Origin of the sequence: Halalkalicoccus sp. CGA53, from assembly GCF_036429475.1 — an archaeon.
GTDB classification, from domain to species: Archaea; Halobacteriota; Halobacteria; order Halobacteriales; family Halalkalicoccaceae; genus Natronorarus; species Natronorarus salvus.
The window spans coordinates 3,193,991-3,211,147 of record NZ_CP144125.1; the positions used below are offsets into that span (position 1 = coordinate 3,193,991).

Below are 17,157 nucleotides of genomic sequence, written 5' to 3' on the forward strand. Positions count from 1 at the left end.
GATTGGAGTATGAGTCAGGCACCGATGGCGATCGCGGACGTTCGACCGCACGATTCGACGGTCAGAACGGTCGATCGGGAAGAGGAGGTACGGACGCTGCTCCGCGCGCTAGAGGACGCGGACTGTCGGACGATCCTCAAGGCGACCGGCGAGGAGGCCCTGTCGGCGAACGACATCGCCGAGAAGTTCGACCTCCCGACCTCGACGGTGTACAGGAAGCTCGAACGGCTCGCCGACGCGGGGCTGATCGAGGAGCGGATCCGCATCCACCGCTCGGGCAGACACGTCAGCGAGTACTGCCTCTGCGTGCGGGACGTCCGCTTCTCGGTCGGCGGCGACGGCGGCGCCGAACTGGAGGTGACCCGCCGCGAGCGCGAGCAGCCCAGGTGGTCACTCGCGGCGAGGACTGAGCGATGAGATGGCCGACAGCACCGATCAGCGAGCGCGACACATCCCACGTCCGGGTGAAACCCTTTCCCACCGCCGGACGTTGGGGAGGACGACGGACGGACGGAGCCGAGAACCCATGGAAGAGTACGAGTTCACCTGCCCAGACTGCGAACAGCGGATCGAACTGAACGGGCCGATGCGCGAGGCCACGTTGAGCAACGGCTGTCCCGTCTGTGGAGCCTCCGTCCATCCCGAACACTTCGTCGAGACGTAACGAACGGCGTCGCCCGGTCGCCGGTTTGTCCCGATCGACTTAACCCTCACCCGCCGTCCTCGCGATCGATCTCGGTCAGCCGACCGCTCAGCTCGTCGGGTACGAACCGGTAGAGTTGGATGTTGAGGTCCGCCGTTGACCGGCCCCAGATCTCGAACAGCGGTCGCTTCGCCTCCCCGTACTGTTCGATCCGCTCGACCGTCAGCTCGTTCAGCGGGATCTCCGCGAGCGTGCCCGTTGCGACGACGCTCCGGTAGACCGATCCCTCCGCCGCCTCCTCGTAGACGACGAGCCGGGCGGCCGGCGAGGAGGCGAGAAAGCGCCGTTTCTGGCTCTCGGGGGTCGAGACCAGTCGCATGTAGAAGGTCCGTTCGTCGGCATCGAAGCCGTAGGAGATGGGGATCGCGTACGGCTCGTCCGACCGGGCGAGCGCCAGCACGCCCGTCTCGTGGCGACCGAGGAACTCGTCAATCTCGCCTCGGGTCATCTCGGTCTCCTCCGCGAGTGCCATGGTCGGTGGGTGCGCACGGGTGGGGTTAAGTCATTCGTCGGACGGCAGGCGGTTCGGAACCCACCGCCTCCGGCCGGACCCCCGGCGTGGCGTTCCCCATGCAAGTGCTGTGCGGTAGGCACTGGAGTTTCTCTCGTCGGGGTCGCCCGACAGTCGCTGGCGGCCTTCCGAAGGAGCCGGCGGCTACACGCTCGACTCGAGGAGGTCCTCGAAGATCTTGCGCTGGGCCGTACGCAGGTGTTCGGAGACCGTCGACGGGGCAACGCCCAGCTCGTCCGCCACCTCGGTCGCGTTAGCCTCTCGGGGACGCTCGAAGTAGCCCATCCCGTAGGCCGTCTCGAGCACCTCGCGCTGGCGGTCGGTCAGTTTCCCCCAGTTGACGAACACCCGTTCCTCGGGATCGCCCGAGAGCGGCGGCTGGAGCAGCCGTTTCACGTCGACGGCGGGGAACCGCTCCCGGAACTCGCCGATCACCGCCTGGAGCTGGTCGAAGCTCTCGGCGTGAAAGACCAGCGTCACCTCGTCGCCGGAGGCGGCGTATCGGTGGACGGGACAGCCGAACCGGCCGAGACACGCACACGGACAGATCGGCTCCGTCCCGTGTTCGACCCGGTAGAGGGTCGCCGTTCCGTACGAGAAGACCGGCTCCTCCGGCGGGCTATCGGGTCGCTCTCCGACGTCCACGACGAACTCCGAGACGCTTTCGGTCCCGGCGGGGGCGACGCTCGTCGACACCCGGTCGATCACCGTTCCCGTCGCGCTCGCGAACCGTGCGATCGGACACTCGCCGTCGGTGCTGACCGTCACCGTGGCTCGGATCCCGGATGACACGTCCGTTCCGTTCGCACCGCCACGTCTTCAGCGTGTGGTCGGCACCGACCGCTCCGCCGAGCCACGGACCGTCCGTATCAGTCGGTCTCGTCCTCGATCCAGCTCAGCGCGGCGATCGCTCCGGGGAACCCGATCGTCGGGATCGAGAGCACCGCAACGTGTTTCAGCTCCTCGGGGGAGATCCCCTCGTCGAGCCCGCGACGGACGTGCGAGTGGACGGCTCCCTCGGACCCCGTCCCGATCGCGAGCGCGAGCTTCACGAGTCGTTTCGTCTCGTCCGCGACAGGGCCAGCCTCGGAACAGGCCTCACCCAGGTCGGCGTACGCCTCCCAGACATCGCGGTACTCCTCGGCGAACTCGCCGGCGGCCGACGGTAGCTCCTCCGGGTCGTCGATCTCGTCACCCATGGTAGTGGCTGGCTCGTTCGCGTCCCTCATCAGTGTGGGGGGTCGAACCGGAGCCGACCGGTGGTCCTGGTGACCGTGAGATCGCGAGGCCGTGACCGACGGCCGACACCGCCGACGGTCCGACCACCGATCGACTATCCACTCCCCGTCTTCGGCTCTCGAAGCCAGAAACGAGCGACGACCGAGCCTACCGACGCGTCGCGAACGCCGCCACGAGGAGATAGCCGTAGGCGAGTGCGCCCACGATGCCCACGGTCGCTCCGACCCGTTCGACGGGGGGACTGGAGAACGTCAGTCCGGCGGCCTGTATCGCGGCCGCGGCGGCGAGTAGGCCGATCGCGAGGAGCGCGGTCCGATCCGAACAGCCCGGCCAGCGGCCGACGTTCGGCGGGTAGAACTGCAGGGAGACCCCGACGATGGTGAGCCCGAGGAACCCGAGCAGCGTGAGGCGCCGATGCGCCGCGAGGATCCCCGAATCGAGACCACCGACGGCGAGCCAGAGTCCGAGGAGGACCGCCGCGACGCCACCGACCGCTCCCAGGAGGACACCGTAGAACGCGACTCGCCGTCGATCCGATCGACGAAAGAGTACGAGGAAGCCGACGGCGTAACCGATTACGGCCAGCGCCTCGATCGCCCCCGCCACGGCGAGCGCGGTCCCCGCTGGAAGGCTGGCGGCGAGCAGGAGGGGGCCGACCGCACCGGCCGCGAGGACGACGACCACGAGCGAGCGTGGCGGTTCGGCGACGAGAAACCGCGGGAGCAACCGAAAGCCGAGCGCGAAGACGAGCAGCGTCGCGGTTCCCGCCCCGAGCAGGTGGGTCGCCCGCGGCGGGTAGCCGTCGAAGGCCGATGGGACGACGCCGTAGAGCGCGAGCGTCTCGTAGCTCCCGAACAGGAGGTACGCGAGCGCGATCGGGACGAACGCGTTCACTACCCGGTCGACGGACGCCCGGTGGACGTTCACCCCGCCGGTCCCCGTCTCCGCCCCCGTCGGATTGTCCCGGATCGTCCAGACGAGGACCCCGACGAAGAGCGAGACGCCCGCGATCCACGAGACGGCACCGACGAGACCGACCGTATCGGGGACCCCAGCCATCGGTTCGAAAGCGAGACACGCCACGCCGACCGCCGTGAGCGGGAGGCCGAGCGCCGCCGCCCGGGGCTCGGAGAGCGTGCGGTCGAAGTACGTCGGCACCAGCGAGTAGGCCTTCCCGAACACGACGTGCAACACGAAGCCGTAGAGGCCGAGGACGACCTCGGTCTGTCGAGGGACATCGACCAAGAGAGCGGCCTGCCAGAGGACCAGCCAGCAGACCGCGACGAGCACGTACCGTCGGGCCCACGCCGAGATCACTGCGCGGGACATGGGGTACGCAACGGGACCCTGGACCGTACTCGTTTCCCCCCGCCGTCGGGGACGGGAGGACGCACTCACCGCCCGGACCTGCGCTCGGTTTTGACACGGGCTACACGGTCGTTACGATCTCGTCCTCGTACCCGTAGAACGCCTCCAGCACCTCGTTCCGGTCGGCGTCGTCGACGTCGAACTCCGAGAGCGTCCGATCGAGGTGGTTCGCGATCGCGTCGAACTCCCGGGTGCTGATGTCGAGGTGGGAGTGGACGGACTCCATGTCCCCGCCGGTGTACTCGACTGGCCCGCCGGCGACCGAACTGAGAAACTGTGTCTGATGGGCCCGCTGACGCTGCATATCGGTGGCCTCGAAGTAGTGTGCCAGTCGGTCGTCGGCGAGCACGCGCTCGTAGAACGAATCGACGACCGCGGCGATCGACTCACGTCCACCCAGTCGTTCGTAGAGGGTTGGATTCTCCATCCACTCTGACCGAACGAACTCCCCGGCCTTGAATGACCGCCCGAACACCTTCGGCGAGAGACGGTCGCTATCCGATCGTGGAACCACGGACTATCGAGGGGATGGTGAGGGTACATCAGCCACACGGGAGTGGAACATGGACACCCGTAGTTCCGCTGGAACAGGAGGAAATGAACACGGGAGCCGGTGAACACGTACGATGACCGCGTCGGGAGGATCTCCCGAAAATAGCGTCTTCGCCGACGCGGGCGCGCTCGATCCGTTCAGAGAGGCTGAGGAAACAGTCGGCCACGACCAGAAGGGGCGACAGTCGTCCCTTCGAAGGGCAGAGTACAGGCTTTTCGAGTCAGTTGTGATCGACAGGGAGTCCGTATTCATCACGAGTCTCGCGAGTAGGTGGAGAAAGACGCTCATCGACCACCGTTCGTCGAGACGAACTCTCCCAGACAGGCGGTATGCTCTTTCGGCCCGGGGATGGAACCGTATCGCATGAACTCGGACGGGCAGCGACGACCCGAGGGGAGACTGGCGCTCCTCGCACGCACTGGTACCCCGTGGGGATTCCCCGTCATCTATCTCGGCTGGGCGTATCTGTTCTGGGCGCCGATAGTCGTATCGGGCGAGTCGGTCTGGTCGTTCCCGAACGTCGGGCTGTTCGTCGTCGGTGGGACGAGCCCGTTACTGGCCGGCGTCCTCCTGAGTTGGCTCCTCTACGGGCGTCCGGGGCTGCGTGACCTGGGGAACCGACTGATCGATATCGGTCGGATCGGCCCGCGGTGGTGGCCGATACTCGTGCTGTTCTGGCCCGTGTTCAATCTGTGCATGGCCGGTGGCGCGCTGGTGTTCGGGATCACACCAGCGCCTCTGGAGGTCGTCTCGACCGACCGCCTGTTCGACCCGGTGGCAGTGGTCTCGATCCTCGTCTTCGCGTTCGTCTTTCCACTACCCGAAGAGATCGGTCTTCGCGGCTACTGGCTGGACCAGCTCCAGGAACGCTTCAGTGCGCTCACGGCGGGGCTTATAAACGGGACGACATGGGCGATCTGGCACGCTCCGTTCGTGTTCTTGCCCGGCTATTACGCGCACACGACGTTCCAGCCGGAGCTGTCGTGGTGGCTACCGATGCTCGTCCTCGCCACGCTCTTTCACGTGTGGGTGTACAACAACACGGATCGGAGCATCCTCGCGGTACTGGTGTTCCACGCGTTCGTGAACCTGACGGGCGAAGTCATGGGGTTCGCCGCCGAGATGTACCCGTTCGTCCTCACGGGCTACGTTCTCGTGACAGCAGTCCTCGTCGTGGGGTGGAGTCCCGAATCACTCCGCGGGTGGAAGAGGACTCGGCCGACGGTAACGCGCCCCGGAGGGAAGTCCCTGTAGAACTCCGTTCCAGTCGAATACGTGGACGGTCGAACGCTGATACTGTCGGCTGTACGTCGTTCACGGTCATCGAACCCCCCCGTGATGCGGAGGACCTCTACAGAGGTATAGCCGACGGTAACTTTCATCGGCGTTCTACCCGTCTCGCGTAGCGGTCTGTCCCGACGAGCGCGATCACCCCGGGGGGCGAACACCCTGACGGGTGTCTCCGTCCGCACGCGCTCCCACGATTCATCGAATTCCACCGCGTAGCACTCGCTGAGCAGGTCTGCGAGCTGCATGATCAAACCAACACTACGACCTGCTCGCTTCTCAAACCGCGCTAACTAGACGGTGCCAAGTGAACGTACCGGGTGTACATTCCGAGCAGTACCTGTCGGAGCCGTGCGTGGATCACCGGTCTCACGGGCTCTCGGACAACCGTTCTGAGAGACCACGTTCTCGGTGATCGAGAATCGGATAAGTATTTTATATGCGTTACGACCGTTTCGAAGGTATGAACACGACCTCCGGCTCCCTGATGAAGAGCCTCCCTCGATCGGGACGAGCGTCCCTCCAGATCGGGCTCGCTGTACTCGGGACCCTCCTGATACTCGGGAGTCTCGTCTGGTTCGCACTCGTTTTCACGGCGATGTCACCGAGCGAGAGTGGGTTCGCCGAAGGGCTGGCGATCGTAGTGTTCGGTCTGTACGTGCTCGTGGGGTTCGTCGTATTGGCGGCAGGACTCTGGATCCCACAGCGTGACGACGACGGGATCCAGTTCTCGCCGCGACAGCGAAGGCTCCTCGCGTACGGAGCGGTCGCTCCGGTCGCGAGCGTCGTCGTTGTTCCGATCGGGGCGACGATCTCCCCACCGCTCACCGAGCCAGTGCTCTCGATACTCGTGGCCTGCCTCGTCGCGCTCGTCCTCAGTGGGCCACTCGCGACCCTCCTCGCCGTGGGTCTGAAGCTTCGTTCGCGGATACGCCGATGACTGCGAGAACGATCGATGCTTTCCGGATGGCGTGTCTCTGACGTTCGCCACCGTGGACATAATAACAGTGGTGGTCAGAGTCGGTCCCGTCTTCGGGACCGGTGGGATGGAGCCGGATCAGTGAGGTGTGTCAGCCGTGCCAACCGTCGGATCTCGCAGACCCGTTCCTGGAGCGCGTGTCGAGTACTCGTACGAAATTCGTAGCACCAGCATCGGGGATGACCGGAAGGCGGACGGCCGGTCCGGTCGAAGGCCGGCCAGAGTCACTCCGCTACGGTCGTCGTCGTTCCAGTTCGTTCGACGATGAAAAACAGGTGACTGAACGATGAATCCGCATCATCTCTGTTGCCGTGCCAGTGTTCTTCTCCCGGTGGGAACAGGATCAAATCGCCTTCGGTAACCGTTCGTTCTTCCTCTCGATTACCCACGACGCCGGTCCCTTCCGTCACGTACAGGAGTTGTATCCCGTCGTGTGTGTGGAACTTCGTTCGTTCCCCCGGTCGAAAGGTTACTTCCGACGACCGAACGGTGGTGTCATCGAATTCGCTCGCGAGCCCTTCCCGGAGGAGTGCTGCCGATTCCTGGACTTCGCCGTCCATCTCTTGCGGTTCGGTCGATGGTATGCTAGTTACTTCCATGCCCGTACCTCTTTTTCGACAGTCGGGTTAAAACGTTCTGGATGTCGGAATCGGAGGGGGACCGCCAGGATTCGGCGACGGGAATACGACCTCTAGGCTCCAACACGAACGCCGACGTAGCTGCCGAGTGGGAAGGTGTCCCGTTGGAGGTGCCAGTTCGCGGGTGTGTTCTCTGGGTTTTGCAGAGCCGTCATCGATCTCTCGTGACCCGGTCGAAACACCTGTGATGAGTTGTCCGAAGCGGGCAGGTCCGACGTAATAGCCTCCCTGTCGGTTCACTGGCCTGTTCTAGCCCGATTTCAGGGAACCACGGGACCGACGGAGGGGAGGCCAATACGTCCAGCACGTTCTCGAAGTGCCAGGTTCGGAACCCCGCGACACCGAGCATCGGACCGCCTCGGTCAGTACTTCTTGAAGAGGCGATTCAGCGTGACCAGGACGAACGAAACGGCGAAAAGGACGACGAGCACGACGAACGTCCGGTGCCATCCAACGAGGTCCGCGAGCGCACCGACGCCGATCGATCCGGTCGATCCTCCGACCACGTAGACCGTCCGAAAGACGCCGAACCCGGCGTTCCGTTCCCCTTCGGACAGGCTATCGAGTATCTTCGGCTCCTGCGCCGCGAAGAAGCTGTTTCCGATCCCGAAGAGGAGGACGGCGGCGCCGATGACGAGGTAGTCGGGACCGGCGAGAAACAGGACGAGACCGACGGTACCCGACAGCAAACACCCGCTCACCACGGAATCACGATCGAAGCGATCCGAGATTGCACCCACCCCGATCTGCGCTCCACCCCTGACGACGAAATACGCCGAGAATACCGCACCAGCCAACGTGGGCGAGTAGCCGTGAAACTCGACGAGAAACGTCGGGAGGAACGAGATGAGTCCGTTGATGACGAACATCGCGATGACCGCGACGAGCGCGGAGAACACGATCACCGGCCGCCAGAGAAACGATACGAACAGCCCGACGCCCGCTCGCTCCTCCGAACGACGCGGCGGGGTCGGATTCACCCTCCAGAGGAACAGTACGAATATCGGTACGGCGACGAGAACGACGAGCGCGACCGCGGGCCGCCAGCCGTAGCGAACGCCGATCCAGGCAGAGGCGATCGGCGCGATCAGTCCGGCGGCCGGAGCGCCCAGCGAGTGGAGCCCGATCGCGGTGCCGATGTCGTCGTAGGTGCGTGAGAGCAACGTCGATGCAACGGTGTAGTGTAATCCGGCGACCCCACCGATACCGACGAGACCCAGAAAGAGGACGGGAAAGAGCGGTGCGATACCGGCGATAAAACTCAGTACCGCCGTACCGCCGACTGAGACGAGGATGATACGCTTCTCTCCGAACCGATCCGCGAGGACACCGCTCGGATACTGCGTCAGACCGTAGGCGATCCACATCCCCGACAGCGCGATCCCGATCTGCGTGTTCGAGATCGTGAAATCGTCCGTAATGAACGGGACCACCGGGCTGATCGCGACTCTCGCGAAGTAGGTCACGAAGAACGCGAACGTACACAAAACGAGTACGGTGTCACGATACTGCCATCGCATCTATAACTACCTGCGGTTGCCATTCGCACTGCCCCACTTGACTCTACTGGAGTCGGAGATAGACGAAGCAGCCGGTCCGCGGATCGTAGCGCTCTCGAACGGATGGTTCAACTCGGGTTCTCTGAAATAAACGAAGGCGCCGTGTTGAATACCTCCTCTCGTTTTTCACGACGTCGCTGTCGAGCATCCGAGACCTGCTCGAACAGCTCCGAGATACAGGGCGCGTATCTCGTACGTTCCGTCCCACGAGAGCGTCATGACGATACCACACGGCCCTAGAAGTGAAGATCTCTCGCGGGAATTCGGGTAGCGCTTCTCGGGTGAGTCAACTCCGTGTAGATTCTCGGACGCCATCCAGAAACTCACAGAGAAGCTCGGTGACGCGTTCTGGTGCTTCCTGTTGCACCCAGTGACCAGCGCCTTCGACGAGGGTACAGCGACGCATGTCGGTACAGACCGAATCCTGCATTCGTTCGACGGTACCAGGTTTTTGGTAGACTCCCCAGTCGCGTCGACCCGCTATAAACGCCGACGGCACGTCGAGGGTCCGGTCACCGAACACCTGGAGGTCGCGTTGATACCGCAGATCGGTTCTGCATCGATACCATTGAAGTCCGCCCTGAAAGCCCGTCCGTCCGTATTCGGAGCTATATACGCGGAGCTCTTCGTCGGTAAGCCATCGACACGAGCGAATCTGTTTCTCGGAGGGCATATACGGGGCCACCGTTTCAGCCATCCCCCTGTGGCGATCCATGACGTAGTACGTCGGCAGGTTCGCGAGCTGGTCGGCAGTCCAGCTCTGTAACGGCCGTGGGTCATTTCCTTCCCAGTCGGCACTTTTGTAGTGAAAGTACGCTCGTAGGAAATCGTGAACGCCCTGCGGACAGTTCGACATGTCGTGATTGGCCGTTCGCGTCGAGTAATACCACTGATAGTGCTTGCGAGGCCGTGGGAGCCGTCCGAGTTCCTCGTTCATCTCTTCGATGTCTGTTTCGACCCCGGACGATAGCTCGGGCGGCCCGCCGAACGGCGCACTCATGAGTACTGTCGTCCGAAACACGTCGGGCCGGAGCAGCGAACACCAAGCGGCGACGTGAGCCCCCGAATCGTGTCCGATCACCCCGGCGACGGACTCTCGCCCCAGGGCGTCGACGAGGCCGAGGACGTCTCGGACACGATTCACCATCCGGAAAGAGGCGAGGTCCCCGTCATAGGACCCATCCCACCCGGTCGTGCGGCCGAATCCCCGTTGATCCGGGGCGACGACGTGGTAGCCGGCTTCGGCCAACGGTACGATGATCTTCCGCCAGCTATACCCCAGTTCTGGGAACCCGTGTAAGAGCACCACGCATGGTCCGTCCGGATCGATCCCCGCTTCCAGGATGTGCATCCGCAACCCGTTCACACCGGGCACGAATCGCGCTCTGATCTTCGCTGACAGCGTATCTGTCTCGTATCCTGCGTCACACTCCATGACACACCCTACCGGAATTTATACGATAAGCCTTCGGCCGTTTGCCCCCTCACTCTCGTCGAAGCCGAATACGAACTCGAATCCTCATCCGAGGCCGACGACGCCGGAACGTGAGTGTTGCATAGACCCACTGCGTCGGTCACAGTGATAGTGACGGGTCGGGATTCTGTAACCTGGGAACGTATGAGGACCTCCGCTACTCTCTGTGCGGTCACTCCCGATGAGCGGTCGTACGTTCGCCCCCGACGGGGACGCCCGGGAGCTTCGGTCTCCAGCGAGTGACGATGTTCGCTCGCCCCACCATCGCGCTATGAGAACCGTTCTGCACCACCGCCACCACAGGGCTGTACGGAGCGGAGAGTGCCGTTGATACAGATGTCGTGTCGTGCTAGTGCTTATCGTCCCAGGGAGCAAGCTGTAAGAGACAGATTATCCTGTATGTGAAATCGATGAACCGATCGAACGAACGCTTCGAGGAAGCTCGAGAGGCAGGAGAAGGTGCTAATGATCCGCCAAAGAACGCAGAAGGGGAGATCCGTCCGGCAGGAGAAACGAGAAGGAGATACGCGGTCGGGGGATCGGGATCCGGAGAGTACGACCGGTGCGCTTCAGCGGACGCTCGGAAACCAGGCCGTTCAGGACCTCCTGAGAACCGGGGCGCTGCAGGGAGCGAAGGCCATCAGTCGGCCCGGCGATGCACGCGAGCGGGAGGCCGAGCGGGTGGCGGAGACCGTGATGCGCACCTCTAACCCGCTTGATTCGTCCGCATACGGAGTTCAGCCGTCGAGTGCCACGTCGCGGTCCGTGGACCGTACCACTCTGTCGGAGCACCGGATCGACGGGACAGCTACCGCTCGGGCCTCGGCCTCGGGTGGTCATCGGATCCCCGGATCCGAGCGTGCCTTCTTCGAGTCGCGGTTCGACGCCGACCTCGATGGGGTGCGGGTCCACGATGGCACGGAGGCCGCGTGCCTAGCCGGGGGGTTGAATGCGCAAGCGTTCACCCACGGACGGGAGATCTACTTCGGTGAGGGACGGTATCAGCCAGGGACGAGAGGCGGCCGGAGACTTCTCGCACACGAGTTGACGCACGTCCTCCAGAACGGGGAAACGGGCTCGATGAACTCTCCCCCGACCATCTATCGCCAACGCGAGTCCTCGGACTCGTCTTCGACAGAGGAGACGGGCGAGGACCTGGAGGCGCGGCTCGACCGGATCGAGCAGCAGTACCGAGAGATGATCCGGAAGGCCCGTGAGGACGGGTACGACGTAGCCGCGGACAACCTACAGCGGTTCCTCGAGGGTACGGGCGGCACCAAACAGCTCAACGTAGGCTGGCTGCGTGGTTTCAACGCGGTCACCAGAGCAGAGCGGACGAACCAGAGCCGGTTCGAGAAGTCGTTGGCCGATATCGCCGACGGGATGAGCGATGGCCAAACGCGCACGTTCGATGACTACTGGGATCGGCAGTTCACGGCCTCGACGTTCACGGAGCTCTACTACGCGTCCGGTACGAGTACGATCACGTCGACCGGGACGTTCACGCTGACCCGGAGCGGCGATACGACGACGATCACGGGCACAGTCGAACACCGCTGGTGGGACCCCTATGACTGGCACGCCGGACTCGTCGCGTTCGTCCCCGGATTCGGCACGATCTCCGATGACGACGCGCTGCTCCTACAGCAACACCGTGGCGCGGGACCCTTCGACATGGAGGCGACGTGGACCCAGACCGTCTCGGGAACGATCACTCACCGCGCCTGGTGGTTCGACAGTACTGACTACACGTGGCGTGGCCCCTTTCCCGAGAGCAACTGATAGGGATCATCGTAGGAGTTCGTAGTTCCTCGATCACGGTTCGAACGACACCAGTGATATCTGTGCCTGAGGGATCCGGGTGGCTACGATGATCCCTATGAAAAGGGTCACCATCGAAAAAAGCTACGACTGGGACGCGCTTCACCAGGAACTCCGGGACGTTAGCATCCGACCCGTGATCGAACACCGTGAGTTCTATCGGCCGAATATAGCGCACGACGCCGGTCACGAGGACGACGTCTATCACCGGCGGTCAGTCGTCGATGCGATCTTCTTCGCGTTGAAGCATCGGTTCGACGAGACGGTAGACACAGGAACCTGGTTTGGCCAGTTCAGAGAGTCGTCCAGAAGGCCGTCGGTAGAGATTAGAACAAGCCGTCAGCACCTCACACCGGTGATCTCACGCGTCTAAACGAGCCCCACAGCGCGGATTCGTAACCAGCGTAACCCGGAGCGAGACGACTCGCGTCGGCCTCGCCACGGATCGCTCTCGGTTCAGTTCAATCGAGGGTGACGCCGAGACCGGTCTCGTTCTCGACGTTATCGGTGACCGGACACCGCTCTTTCACGGACGTAAGCCAGGCGTCAAGGTCAGCGTCCCCCTCCGTCTCGATCGAAAGCGTCACCTCGAGTCCCTGGAGGCCTGCACGATCCTCGACCTCCTCACCTCGATAGGTCGCGTAATTCAGATCCCCCTCGACCGTTGCTTCTAATGACTCGATGTCGATGTCCATGTCGCGAGCGACCATCGTTCCGGTCGAGTTGAGACAGGCCAGGACAGATCCGAGGAAATACTCCACGGGATTTACGTCTTTTCCGACGACGAACTCCGCGTCACCAGTGTCGACGCGAGTCCGTTTTGGACTGACACGCGATGCAGTGACTTCATAGTGGGTTCGTTCAGAATCGCCCATAGACGGGTATTTCCACGTTCGGGAGAATAGATTTCGGTTTGGTTTTCTCTACGAGCACCCCGACCGGACTGCACACCTGCTACAAGAACAGTGTGGATTTGACGGCCTCCTCGCACGTGTCCGGCCGACTGACTGACGAACTCATCCTCCGGATCTCGCACGTCGTTTTTGACACGTTGTGAGTACGTCGAGTGAGCCGTACAAGAGACGTCCACGCACCGAGCCGATGACGGGCCGTCGGGAGTACTCACGGCGAGGGTCGCGGTCACTCCGGCAGTACCACGGGTTCGAACGGGCGCAGCCCGAAGTACGTCACGACGACCGCACCGAGGCCCGTCAGGAGCAGCACACCGGTGATCAGTTCGCCGACGAACGGGATCAGGCCGAGGAGCTGCGTGAGAGCCACGACCGCGACGACTCCGAGACCGGTCGCTACCCCGACGCGAGGCGTATTCAGACGCTCCCCGACGAGGTACCCCCACGCGAGGACCCCGTAGGCGGTCGTCAGCATGCCGATCAGGAGCCCGAGGATGCTCACCGGGATGAGAACCAGCGTGAACGCCATGAAGACGAACACCGACAGAAACGTCACGAAGAGAAGCCCTCCGACGGTGAGACTGACGAGCGTGTGGTCACGCGCTGCCCTCCCGACGTTCTCCAGGAGCGATCGACGTTTCTCTGCGAGCCACCCGCCCACGAGCGACAGTACCAGCGTCGTCAGGACGAGGGGCGTGTACGCGGCGAGGGGGCTGGGTTCGGCGGGCGTGAGATCGGCGGTCGTCCGCACTGCGATCGTCGCCTCCTCGGCCAGTGTCTCCGTCCCGGAGATGTGCAACAGCTCTCCCCCGATCGCTGCGCCCTCTTCGGCGACGAGCGAGCCCGACAGCTGCGTGACGTCGCCAGCCACGGTCCCCTGGATGCGCACATCGCCACCGATGACGTATATCGGGCCGGAGACCTCGGCGTCGGCCGGGACGGTGACGGTCGCGTCCCCGACGATCAACGCACCACGATGCTCCGTGACCTCGTGGTCTCCCTCCATCACGAGTTCGGCCGTCTCGACGTCGGCCCCGCCCGCCGAGATCAGCAACAGCGCGAGAATCAACAGTGGGATGAGTTCGACGTTCATGAGATCGGCTCCCCTCGGACGATCTCGGTCATACGGTGGACGTACAGCAGTACCGGCAGTGAGACGGCGAACAGGAGTGCGAGGGCGTTCACGTACGTCAGGTGGTCCAGGAGCGATAGCTCGATCCCTTCCGAGTACAACGCCAGTGCGGTGCTGGCGAACGTCGCCAGCCAGCCAGCGACTCCGACGCCGAGTGCCGTGTGTGTCCCGATCGTCTCGGGCGTCGAGAGGTCCGGCCAGAGGGCGAAGTTGAGCGTCGTGTAGAAGCTGACGGCGAGCACGTAGAACATCGGCAGTGTCAGCGGCGGCGTTCCACCGGCTCCGAAGCGGAGGTGAAAGACGTACTGGAGGTGGGTAAACGCGAAGAGGCCGAACACCCAGAGGAACAGCCACTTGCGGTCGAAGTTCGTGTACAGGACGCCCGCGGCCAGCGCTCCGACGACGTGCGTGACGGCGATGAACAGTCGGGTACTCGGGTCGGGTGATTGCCACGACGTGTAGATGTAGATCGGCGTCTCGATGATCCTGAGGAAGCCGAGGCTATCGATGAAGAAGACGCCGAACATCAATACGATCAGTCCCCAGAGCGTGAAGCTCGTCGTTCGCACGGGTGTCGGCCGGCAGAAGCGGCCAGTGCCGAACCGTTCGTGCTGGCGGGCGAGCGTGTCGACGAACGCGAACCGCTTTACGGAGAGGACGGCGAGGACGACGACGGCCGGCACCATCGCGACGCTCATCACGGTGCTGAACTCCTCGATTCGCCACTCGACCGGGTAGAGCGCCGCGACGAAAAACGACAGCCCCGCCACGACCGCCGCGACGTAGCCCCGATCCCGGATCGGGATGAAGTCGATCATGAAGCTGAACGTCACCGGGATACCGAGCCCGAGGGCCAGCGAACAGACCACGACCCAGAGGACGAACTGTTCGGGCGTGGCGACGTGCGGTGCGGCGACGGTCAGGGCCAGCTGGACGGCGATCACGAGGAGGAGCAGTCGGAACTTGACGGTGAGCTCCGTGCTCCACCCGCGTCGATCCATCAGCACGCCGCTCGCGACGGCGGCGACGAGCGTGAGGAGCGCGAGCCCACCCATCACGATCGATACCTCTTCGGGACCCATCCCGATCCGTCGCGTCCCGAGGTCGATCAAGCCCAACTGAACGAAGGTGAGGTTGTAGTAGTATCCGGCCGTGAGCGCCGACACGTAGATCAGATACCCAGTGATCGGAACCCACTGGCGGGTACGAACGAAATCGAAGAGTTTCATTGACTGCCGGTCTCCGAGTTGGATTCGCAGTAGCCTTACCTTTCGGGAGGGTGGAGGTAACACCGAGCCGGTGGCCGTAGACGGCTGTTCCGCGGCTCACTCTGTTCGCTCTTTCGATTCACTGTGGCCTTCTTCCGTCGGGCTCTCCCTCCATCGGAGAGTGCTCTCCTACGAGATCTCATCTCGGACGAGATCGCTCCGAGCGAGTCTAACCCGTATTAGAGGAGTTCACAGTCGATATCGACCGACGGGGATTCCGAGGCGCGGGTTCGGTGGGATCGAACTCCCCGGTCCGGGGAGACACCGCGCTCGGCACTGTGACTCGAAGAACGAACCGAATACGGAGGCGCTCTGAAGCGGGCGTCTTCGATGATATCACCAACAATCGGAGGAACGAGTCGCTCGACAGAGACGAGTATGTACTACCTATTCGGCGCACTCGTCGGCTGCAAGCACGACGGGAGATGGGGAGTTCGTAGAGTTGTAGAGGTAGCCACGACCGTTTGCGTTAATCACGACCCGGTAGTCGTAATACAGAAATTCGACATGCCCGTTCAGTTTCTCGTGAGAGTAGCTCGGTCGAGAGAAGAGATCGTCCAGTGATTCGGGGGCTATCACCTCGTGCAGTGGCGTGAGATCTAGTGGATCCTCACCGGATCTCTCGGCAACGGCGATAGCTACTGCAACACTCGGTGAATCGAAACTCCTCCAATCGAACGTTACTACCGCGTCAGTGTCCCGTCCTTCCTTCATTAGCGTACACCGGTAGAACCCCGTACCGCCTAACGGTGAGGGTTCTCTGTGGAGGGAGTTTATAAGAGGACTCATGCCGAAATATTAATTACATTATTTCCCTATATATCGCTGGACTCGAACAGACGCATGGCGATGAGGTTCCGCGTCCCCCGCCGAAGCCGGTCCGAAACGGCACGGTTGGAGATCCCGAAGTGTGCGCCCAACTCCGCTTGGGATATCTCCCGTGGGTTGTCGTAGTAGCCTTCTCGATAGGCTGTGAGCAACGTTTCGCGCTGTTTCGGTGTTACCGGTTGGGTGTCCCCTTCGACCAACTCGGCAAGGTCGTAGAGACGCTGCAGGTGAACGGAGATCCCCTGCTGCTCGAACACCTCCTGGAACGACGTGAACGCCTCGGGGTCTTGTGTCCGAACCTCGAAGCGCCAGTGGTCGGACGTACCGGTTGCCTCGATGATGGTCGCATTCAGGCGTTTGATACCCTCGATGAGCTCCGCTTCCGGTGACCACTCTGCACGAAACAACGCACCTCCGTCAAAACGTTCGAGTAGGTCGACGTCTGCTACGTTCGGCTCCATTCCGGCACGCTCCATGAACCGTTCCGGTTGCTCCCCCCACACCCAGAAGAACGGCAACGCTGCTTCCTGTGTGGGGACGATCCGTTCGATCTCGATGCGAACGTCTGGCATCTCGACGAGAGCGTCTCCGCCAGGTAGCGCCTCTGCCGGAACCGTGAACTCAGCGACAACGCTCATGGGGTGGCTTTCAATATCTATCTATGTAGAATTATTGGTACAGGGTATCGAACCGCATGGAGTCTCTCTACATCGCTCACTTTTCATTCCATTGACCGAGTGTCGGGGCTGCGGACTACGTACTTTCTATTCGTCGACCAATTCCGAGGCACGCTGGAGTATCCTGTGAAGGCTATGCTAGCTAGAGAAGCCTGTCCATTACTGAGGACGACCGGATGGCCTCCACCTCGCTCGCCGAACACTCTACT

19 protein-coding genes and 2 pseudogenes are annotated in these 17,157 nt (G+C 62.8%); 7 read left to right on the forward strand and 14 right to left on the reverse strand.

Features of this window, described 5'->3' with window-relative positions:
- The first annotated feature begins 9 nt into the window (after window positions 1–9).
- Both V2L32_RS18335 and V2L32_RS18340 read left to right on the forward strand, forming a co-directional pair.
- On the forward strand, window positions 10–417 hold the full coding sequence (locus tag V2L32_RS18335) for a helix-turn-helix domain-containing protein (RefSeq protein WP_331234007.1): 408 nt from the start codon (window positions 10–12) through the stop codon (window positions 415–417).
- Window positions 418–526: 109 nt separating this feature from the next.
- A complete protein-coding gene (locus tag V2L32_RS18340; protein ID WP_331234009.1) occupies window positions 527–664 on the forward strand; it encodes a DUF7560 family zinc ribbon protein in 138 nt (45 codons plus the stop codon).
- A 46-nt stretch (window positions 665–710) separates the two neighbouring features.
- On the opposite strand, the gene V2L32_RS18345 is transcribed toward V2L32_RS18340, so the two are convergent.
- The 5 genes from V2L32_RS18345 to V2L32_RS18365 form a co-directional block, all read right to left on the reverse strand.
- Window positions 711–1,175 carry a pyridoxamine 5'-phosphate oxidase family protein gene (locus tag V2L32_RS18345; protein WP_331234010.1) on the reverse strand — a complete coding sequence of 155 codons (465 nt, stop codon included), beginning with the start codon at window positions 1,173–1,175 and terminating at the stop codon, window positions 711–713.
- A 183-nt stretch (window positions 1,176–1,358) separates the two neighbouring features.
- A complete protein-coding gene (locus tag V2L32_RS18350) occupies window positions 1,359–2,006 on the reverse strand; it encodes a helix-turn-helix domain-containing protein (protein ID WP_331234011.1) in 648 nt (215 codons plus the stop codon).
- 77 nt (window positions 2,007–2,083) lie between these two features.
- The gene (locus V2L32_RS18355) at window positions 2,084–2,413 is read right to left on the reverse strand and encodes a carboxymuconolactone decarboxylase family protein (protein ID WP_331234012.1); all 330 of its coding nucleotides are present in this window, start codon (window positions 2,411–2,413) and stop codon (window positions 2,084–2,086) included.
- 187 nt (window positions 2,414–2,600) lie between these two features.
- Window positions 2,601–3,782 (reverse strand): hypothetical protein, encoded by a 1,182-nt coding sequence (locus tag V2L32_RS18360; protein ID WP_331234013.1) that lies wholly within the window; start codon window positions 3,780–3,782, stop codon window positions 2,601–2,603.
- 100 nt (window positions 3,783–3,882) lie between these two features.
- On the reverse strand, window positions 3,883–4,248 hold the full coding sequence (locus V2L32_RS18365) for a group I truncated hemoglobin (RefSeq protein ID WP_331234014.1): 366 nt from the start codon (window positions 4,246–4,248) through the stop codon (window positions 3,883–3,885).
- A 199-nt stretch (window positions 4,249–4,447) separates the two neighbouring features.
- Between V2L32_RS18365 and V2L32_RS18370 the strand changes: the two genes are divergently transcribed.
- Both V2L32_RS18370 and V2L32_RS18375 read left to right on the forward strand, forming a co-directional pair.
- Window positions 4,448–4,741, forward strand: coding sequence for a hypothetical protein (locus V2L32_RS18370; protein ID WP_331234015.1), 294 nt, complete (start codon window positions 4,448–4,450; stop codon window positions 4,739–4,741).
- Complete coding sequence (locus V2L32_RS18375; protein ID WP_331234016.1) at window positions 4,738–5,628, forward strand: CPBP family intramembrane glutamic endopeptidase; 891 nt, start codon at window positions 4,738–4,740, stop codon at window positions 5,626–5,628. Before V2L32_RS18370 ends, V2L32_RS18375 begins: the two co-directional genes overlap by 4 nt.
- A 179-nt stretch (window positions 5,629–5,807) precedes the next feature.
- Here the strand turns inward: V2L32_RS18375 and V2L32_RS18380 are convergent.
- Window positions 5,808–5,909 (reverse strand): annotated as a pseudogene (locus V2L32_RS18380) (IS6 family transposase); the annotation flags it as partial.
- 215 nt (window positions 5,910–6,124) lie between these two features.
- Here V2L32_RS18380 and V2L32_RS18385 point away from each other — a divergent pair.
- A complete protein-coding gene (locus V2L32_RS18385) occupies window positions 6,125–6,601 on the forward strand; it encodes a hypothetical protein (protein WP_331234017.1) in 477 nt (158 codons plus the stop codon).
- A 263-nt stretch (window positions 6,602–6,864) separates the two neighbouring features.
- Here V2L32_RS18385 and V2L32_RS18390 read toward each other — a convergent pair whose 3' ends face one another.
- The 3 genes from V2L32_RS18390 to V2L32_RS18400 all read right to left on the reverse strand — a co-directional run bounded on the left by V2L32_RS18390 (window position 6,865) and on the right by V2L32_RS18400 (window position 10,272).
- Window positions 6,865–7,239 (reverse strand): cupin domain-containing protein, encoded by a 375-nt coding sequence (locus tag V2L32_RS18390; RefSeq protein WP_331234019.1) that lies wholly within the window; start codon window positions 7,237–7,239, stop codon window positions 6,865–6,867.
- Window positions 7,240–7,640: 401 nt separating this feature from the next.
- Window positions 7,641–8,798 (reverse strand): MFS transporter, encoded by a 1,158-nt coding sequence (locus V2L32_RS18395; protein WP_331234020.1) that lies wholly within the window; start codon window positions 8,796–8,798, stop codon window positions 7,641–7,643.
- A 325-nt stretch (window positions 8,799–9,123) separates the two neighbouring features.
- Entirely contained in the window at window positions 9,124–10,272 is a 1,149-nt protein-coding gene (locus tag V2L32_RS18400; protein ID WP_331234021.1) for an alpha/beta fold hydrolase, read from the reverse strand.
- 504 nt (window positions 10,273–10,776) lie between these two features.
- On the opposite strand from V2L32_RS18400, the gene V2L32_RS18405 reads away from it, so the two are divergent.
- Together V2L32_RS18405 and V2L32_RS18410 are read left to right on the forward strand one after the other, a co-directional pair.
- A complete protein-coding gene (locus V2L32_RS18405) occupies window positions 10,777–12,093 on the forward strand; it encodes an eCIS core domain-containing protein (RefSeq protein ID WP_331236634.1) in 1,317 nt (438 codons plus the stop codon).
- Window positions 12,094–12,208: 115 nt separating this feature from the next.
- Window positions 12,209–12,505 (forward strand): annotated as a pseudogene (locus tag V2L32_RS18410) (hypothetical protein); the annotation flags it as partial.
- Window positions 12,506–12,593: 88 nt separating this feature from the next.
- On the opposite strand, the gene V2L32_RS18415 reads toward V2L32_RS18410, so the two are convergent.
- From V2L32_RS18415 to V2L32_RS18435, 5 genes are all read right to left on the reverse strand, one after another.
- Window positions 12,594–13,007 carry an OsmC family protein gene (locus V2L32_RS18415; RefSeq protein WP_331234022.1) on the reverse strand — a complete coding sequence of 138 codons (414 nt, stop codon included), beginning with the start codon at window positions 13,005–13,007 and terminating at the stop codon, window positions 12,594–12,596.
- Window positions 13,008–13,272: 265 nt separating this feature from the next.
- Window positions 13,273–14,136: a bactofilin family protein gene (locus V2L32_RS18420; RefSeq protein WP_331234023.1), complete on the reverse strand. Its 864-nt coding sequence runs from the start codon at window positions 14,134–14,136 to the stop codon at window positions 13,273–13,275.
- Window positions 14,133–15,404, reverse strand: coding sequence for an MFS transporter (locus tag V2L32_RS18425; RefSeq protein WP_331234024.1), 1,272 nt, complete (start codon window positions 15,402–15,404; stop codon window positions 14,133–14,135). The genes V2L32_RS18420 and V2L32_RS18425 overlap by 4 nt, the downstream gene beginning before the upstream one ends.
- Window positions 15,405–15,830: 426 nt before the next feature.
- Entirely contained in the window at window positions 15,831–16,157 is a 327-nt protein-coding gene (locus V2L32_RS18430; protein WP_331234025.1) for a HalOD1 output domain-containing protein, read from the reverse strand.
- A 101-nt stretch (window positions 16,158–16,258) separates the two neighbouring features.
- A complete protein-coding gene (locus V2L32_RS18435; RefSeq protein ID WP_331234026.1) occupies window positions 16,259–16,909 on the reverse strand; it encodes a helix-turn-helix domain-containing protein in 651 nt (216 codons plus the stop codon).
- Window positions 16,910–17,157: the final 248 nt, after the last annotated feature.

Excerpts from the sequence above, each read along its gene's own strand:
- V2L32_RS18335 (WP_331234007.1), top strand. The coding sequence starts at position 10 with ATGAGTCAGGCACCGATGGCGATCGCGGACGTTCGACCGCACGATTCG.
- V2L32_RS18340 (WP_331234009.1), top strand. The coding sequence starts at position 527 with ATGGAAGAGTACGAGTTCACCTGCCCAGACTGCGAACAGCGGATCGAA.
- V2L32_RS18345 (WP_331234010.1), bottom strand. The coding sequence starts at position 1,175 with ATGGCACTCGCGGAGGAGACCGAGATGACCCGAGGCGAGATTGACGAG.
- V2L32_RS18355 (WP_331234012.1), bottom strand. The coding sequence starts at position 2,413 with ATGGGTGACGAGATCGACGACCCGGAGGAGCTACCGTCGGCCGCCGGC.
- V2L32_RS18360 (WP_331234013.1), bottom strand. The coding sequence starts at position 3,782 with ATGTCCCGCGCAGTGATCTCGGCGTGGGCCCGACGGTACGTGCTCGTC.
- V2L32_RS18365 (WP_331234014.1), bottom strand. The coding sequence starts at position 4,248 with ATGGAGAATCCAACCCTCTACGAACGACTGGGTGGACGTGAGTCGATC.
- V2L32_RS18370 (WP_331234015.1), top strand. The coding sequence starts at position 4,448 with ATGACCGCGTCGGGAGGATCTCCCGAAAATAGCGTCTTCGCCGACGCG.
- V2L32_RS18375 (WP_331234016.1), top strand. The coding sequence starts at position 4,738 with ATGAACTCGGACGGGCAGCGACGACCCGAGGGGAGACTGGCGCTCCTC.
- V2L32_RS18385 (WP_331234017.1), top strand. The coding sequence starts at position 6,125 with ATGAACACGACCTCCGGCTCCCTGATGAAGAGCCTCCCTCGATCGGGA.
- V2L32_RS18390 (WP_331234019.1), bottom strand. The coding sequence starts at position 7,239 with ATGGAAGTAACTAGCATACCATCGACCGAACCGCAAGAGATGGACGGC.
- V2L32_RS18395 (WP_331234020.1), bottom strand. The coding sequence starts at position 8,798 with ATGCGATGGCAGTATCGTGACACCGTACTCGTTTTGTGTACGTTCGCG.
- V2L32_RS18400 (WP_331234021.1), bottom strand. The coding sequence starts at position 10,272 with ATGGAGTGTGACGCAGGATACGAGACAGATACGCTGTCAGCGAAGATC.
- V2L32_RS18405 (WP_331236634.1), top strand. The coding sequence starts at position 10,777 with ATGATCCGCCAAAGAACGCAGAAGGGGAGATCCGTCCGGCAGGAGAAA.
- V2L32_RS18415 (WP_331234022.1), bottom strand. The coding sequence starts at position 13,007 with ATGGGCGATTCTGAACGAACCCACTATGAAGTCACTGCATCGCGTGTC.
- V2L32_RS18420 (WP_331234023.1), bottom strand. The coding sequence starts at position 14,136 with ATGAACGTCGAACTCATCCCACTGTTGATTCTCGCGCTGTTGCTGATC.
- V2L32_RS18425 (WP_331234024.1), bottom strand. The coding sequence starts at position 15,404 with ATGAAACTCTTCGATTTCGTTCGTACCCGCCAGTGGGTTCCGATCACT.
- V2L32_RS18430 (WP_331234025.1), bottom strand. The coding sequence starts at position 16,157 with ATGAAGGAAGGACGGGACACTGACGCGGTAGTAACGTTCGATTGGAGG.
- V2L32_RS18435 (WP_331234026.1), bottom strand. The coding sequence starts at position 16,909 with ATGAGCGTTGTCGCTGAGTTCACGGTTCCGGCAGAGGCGCTACCTGGC.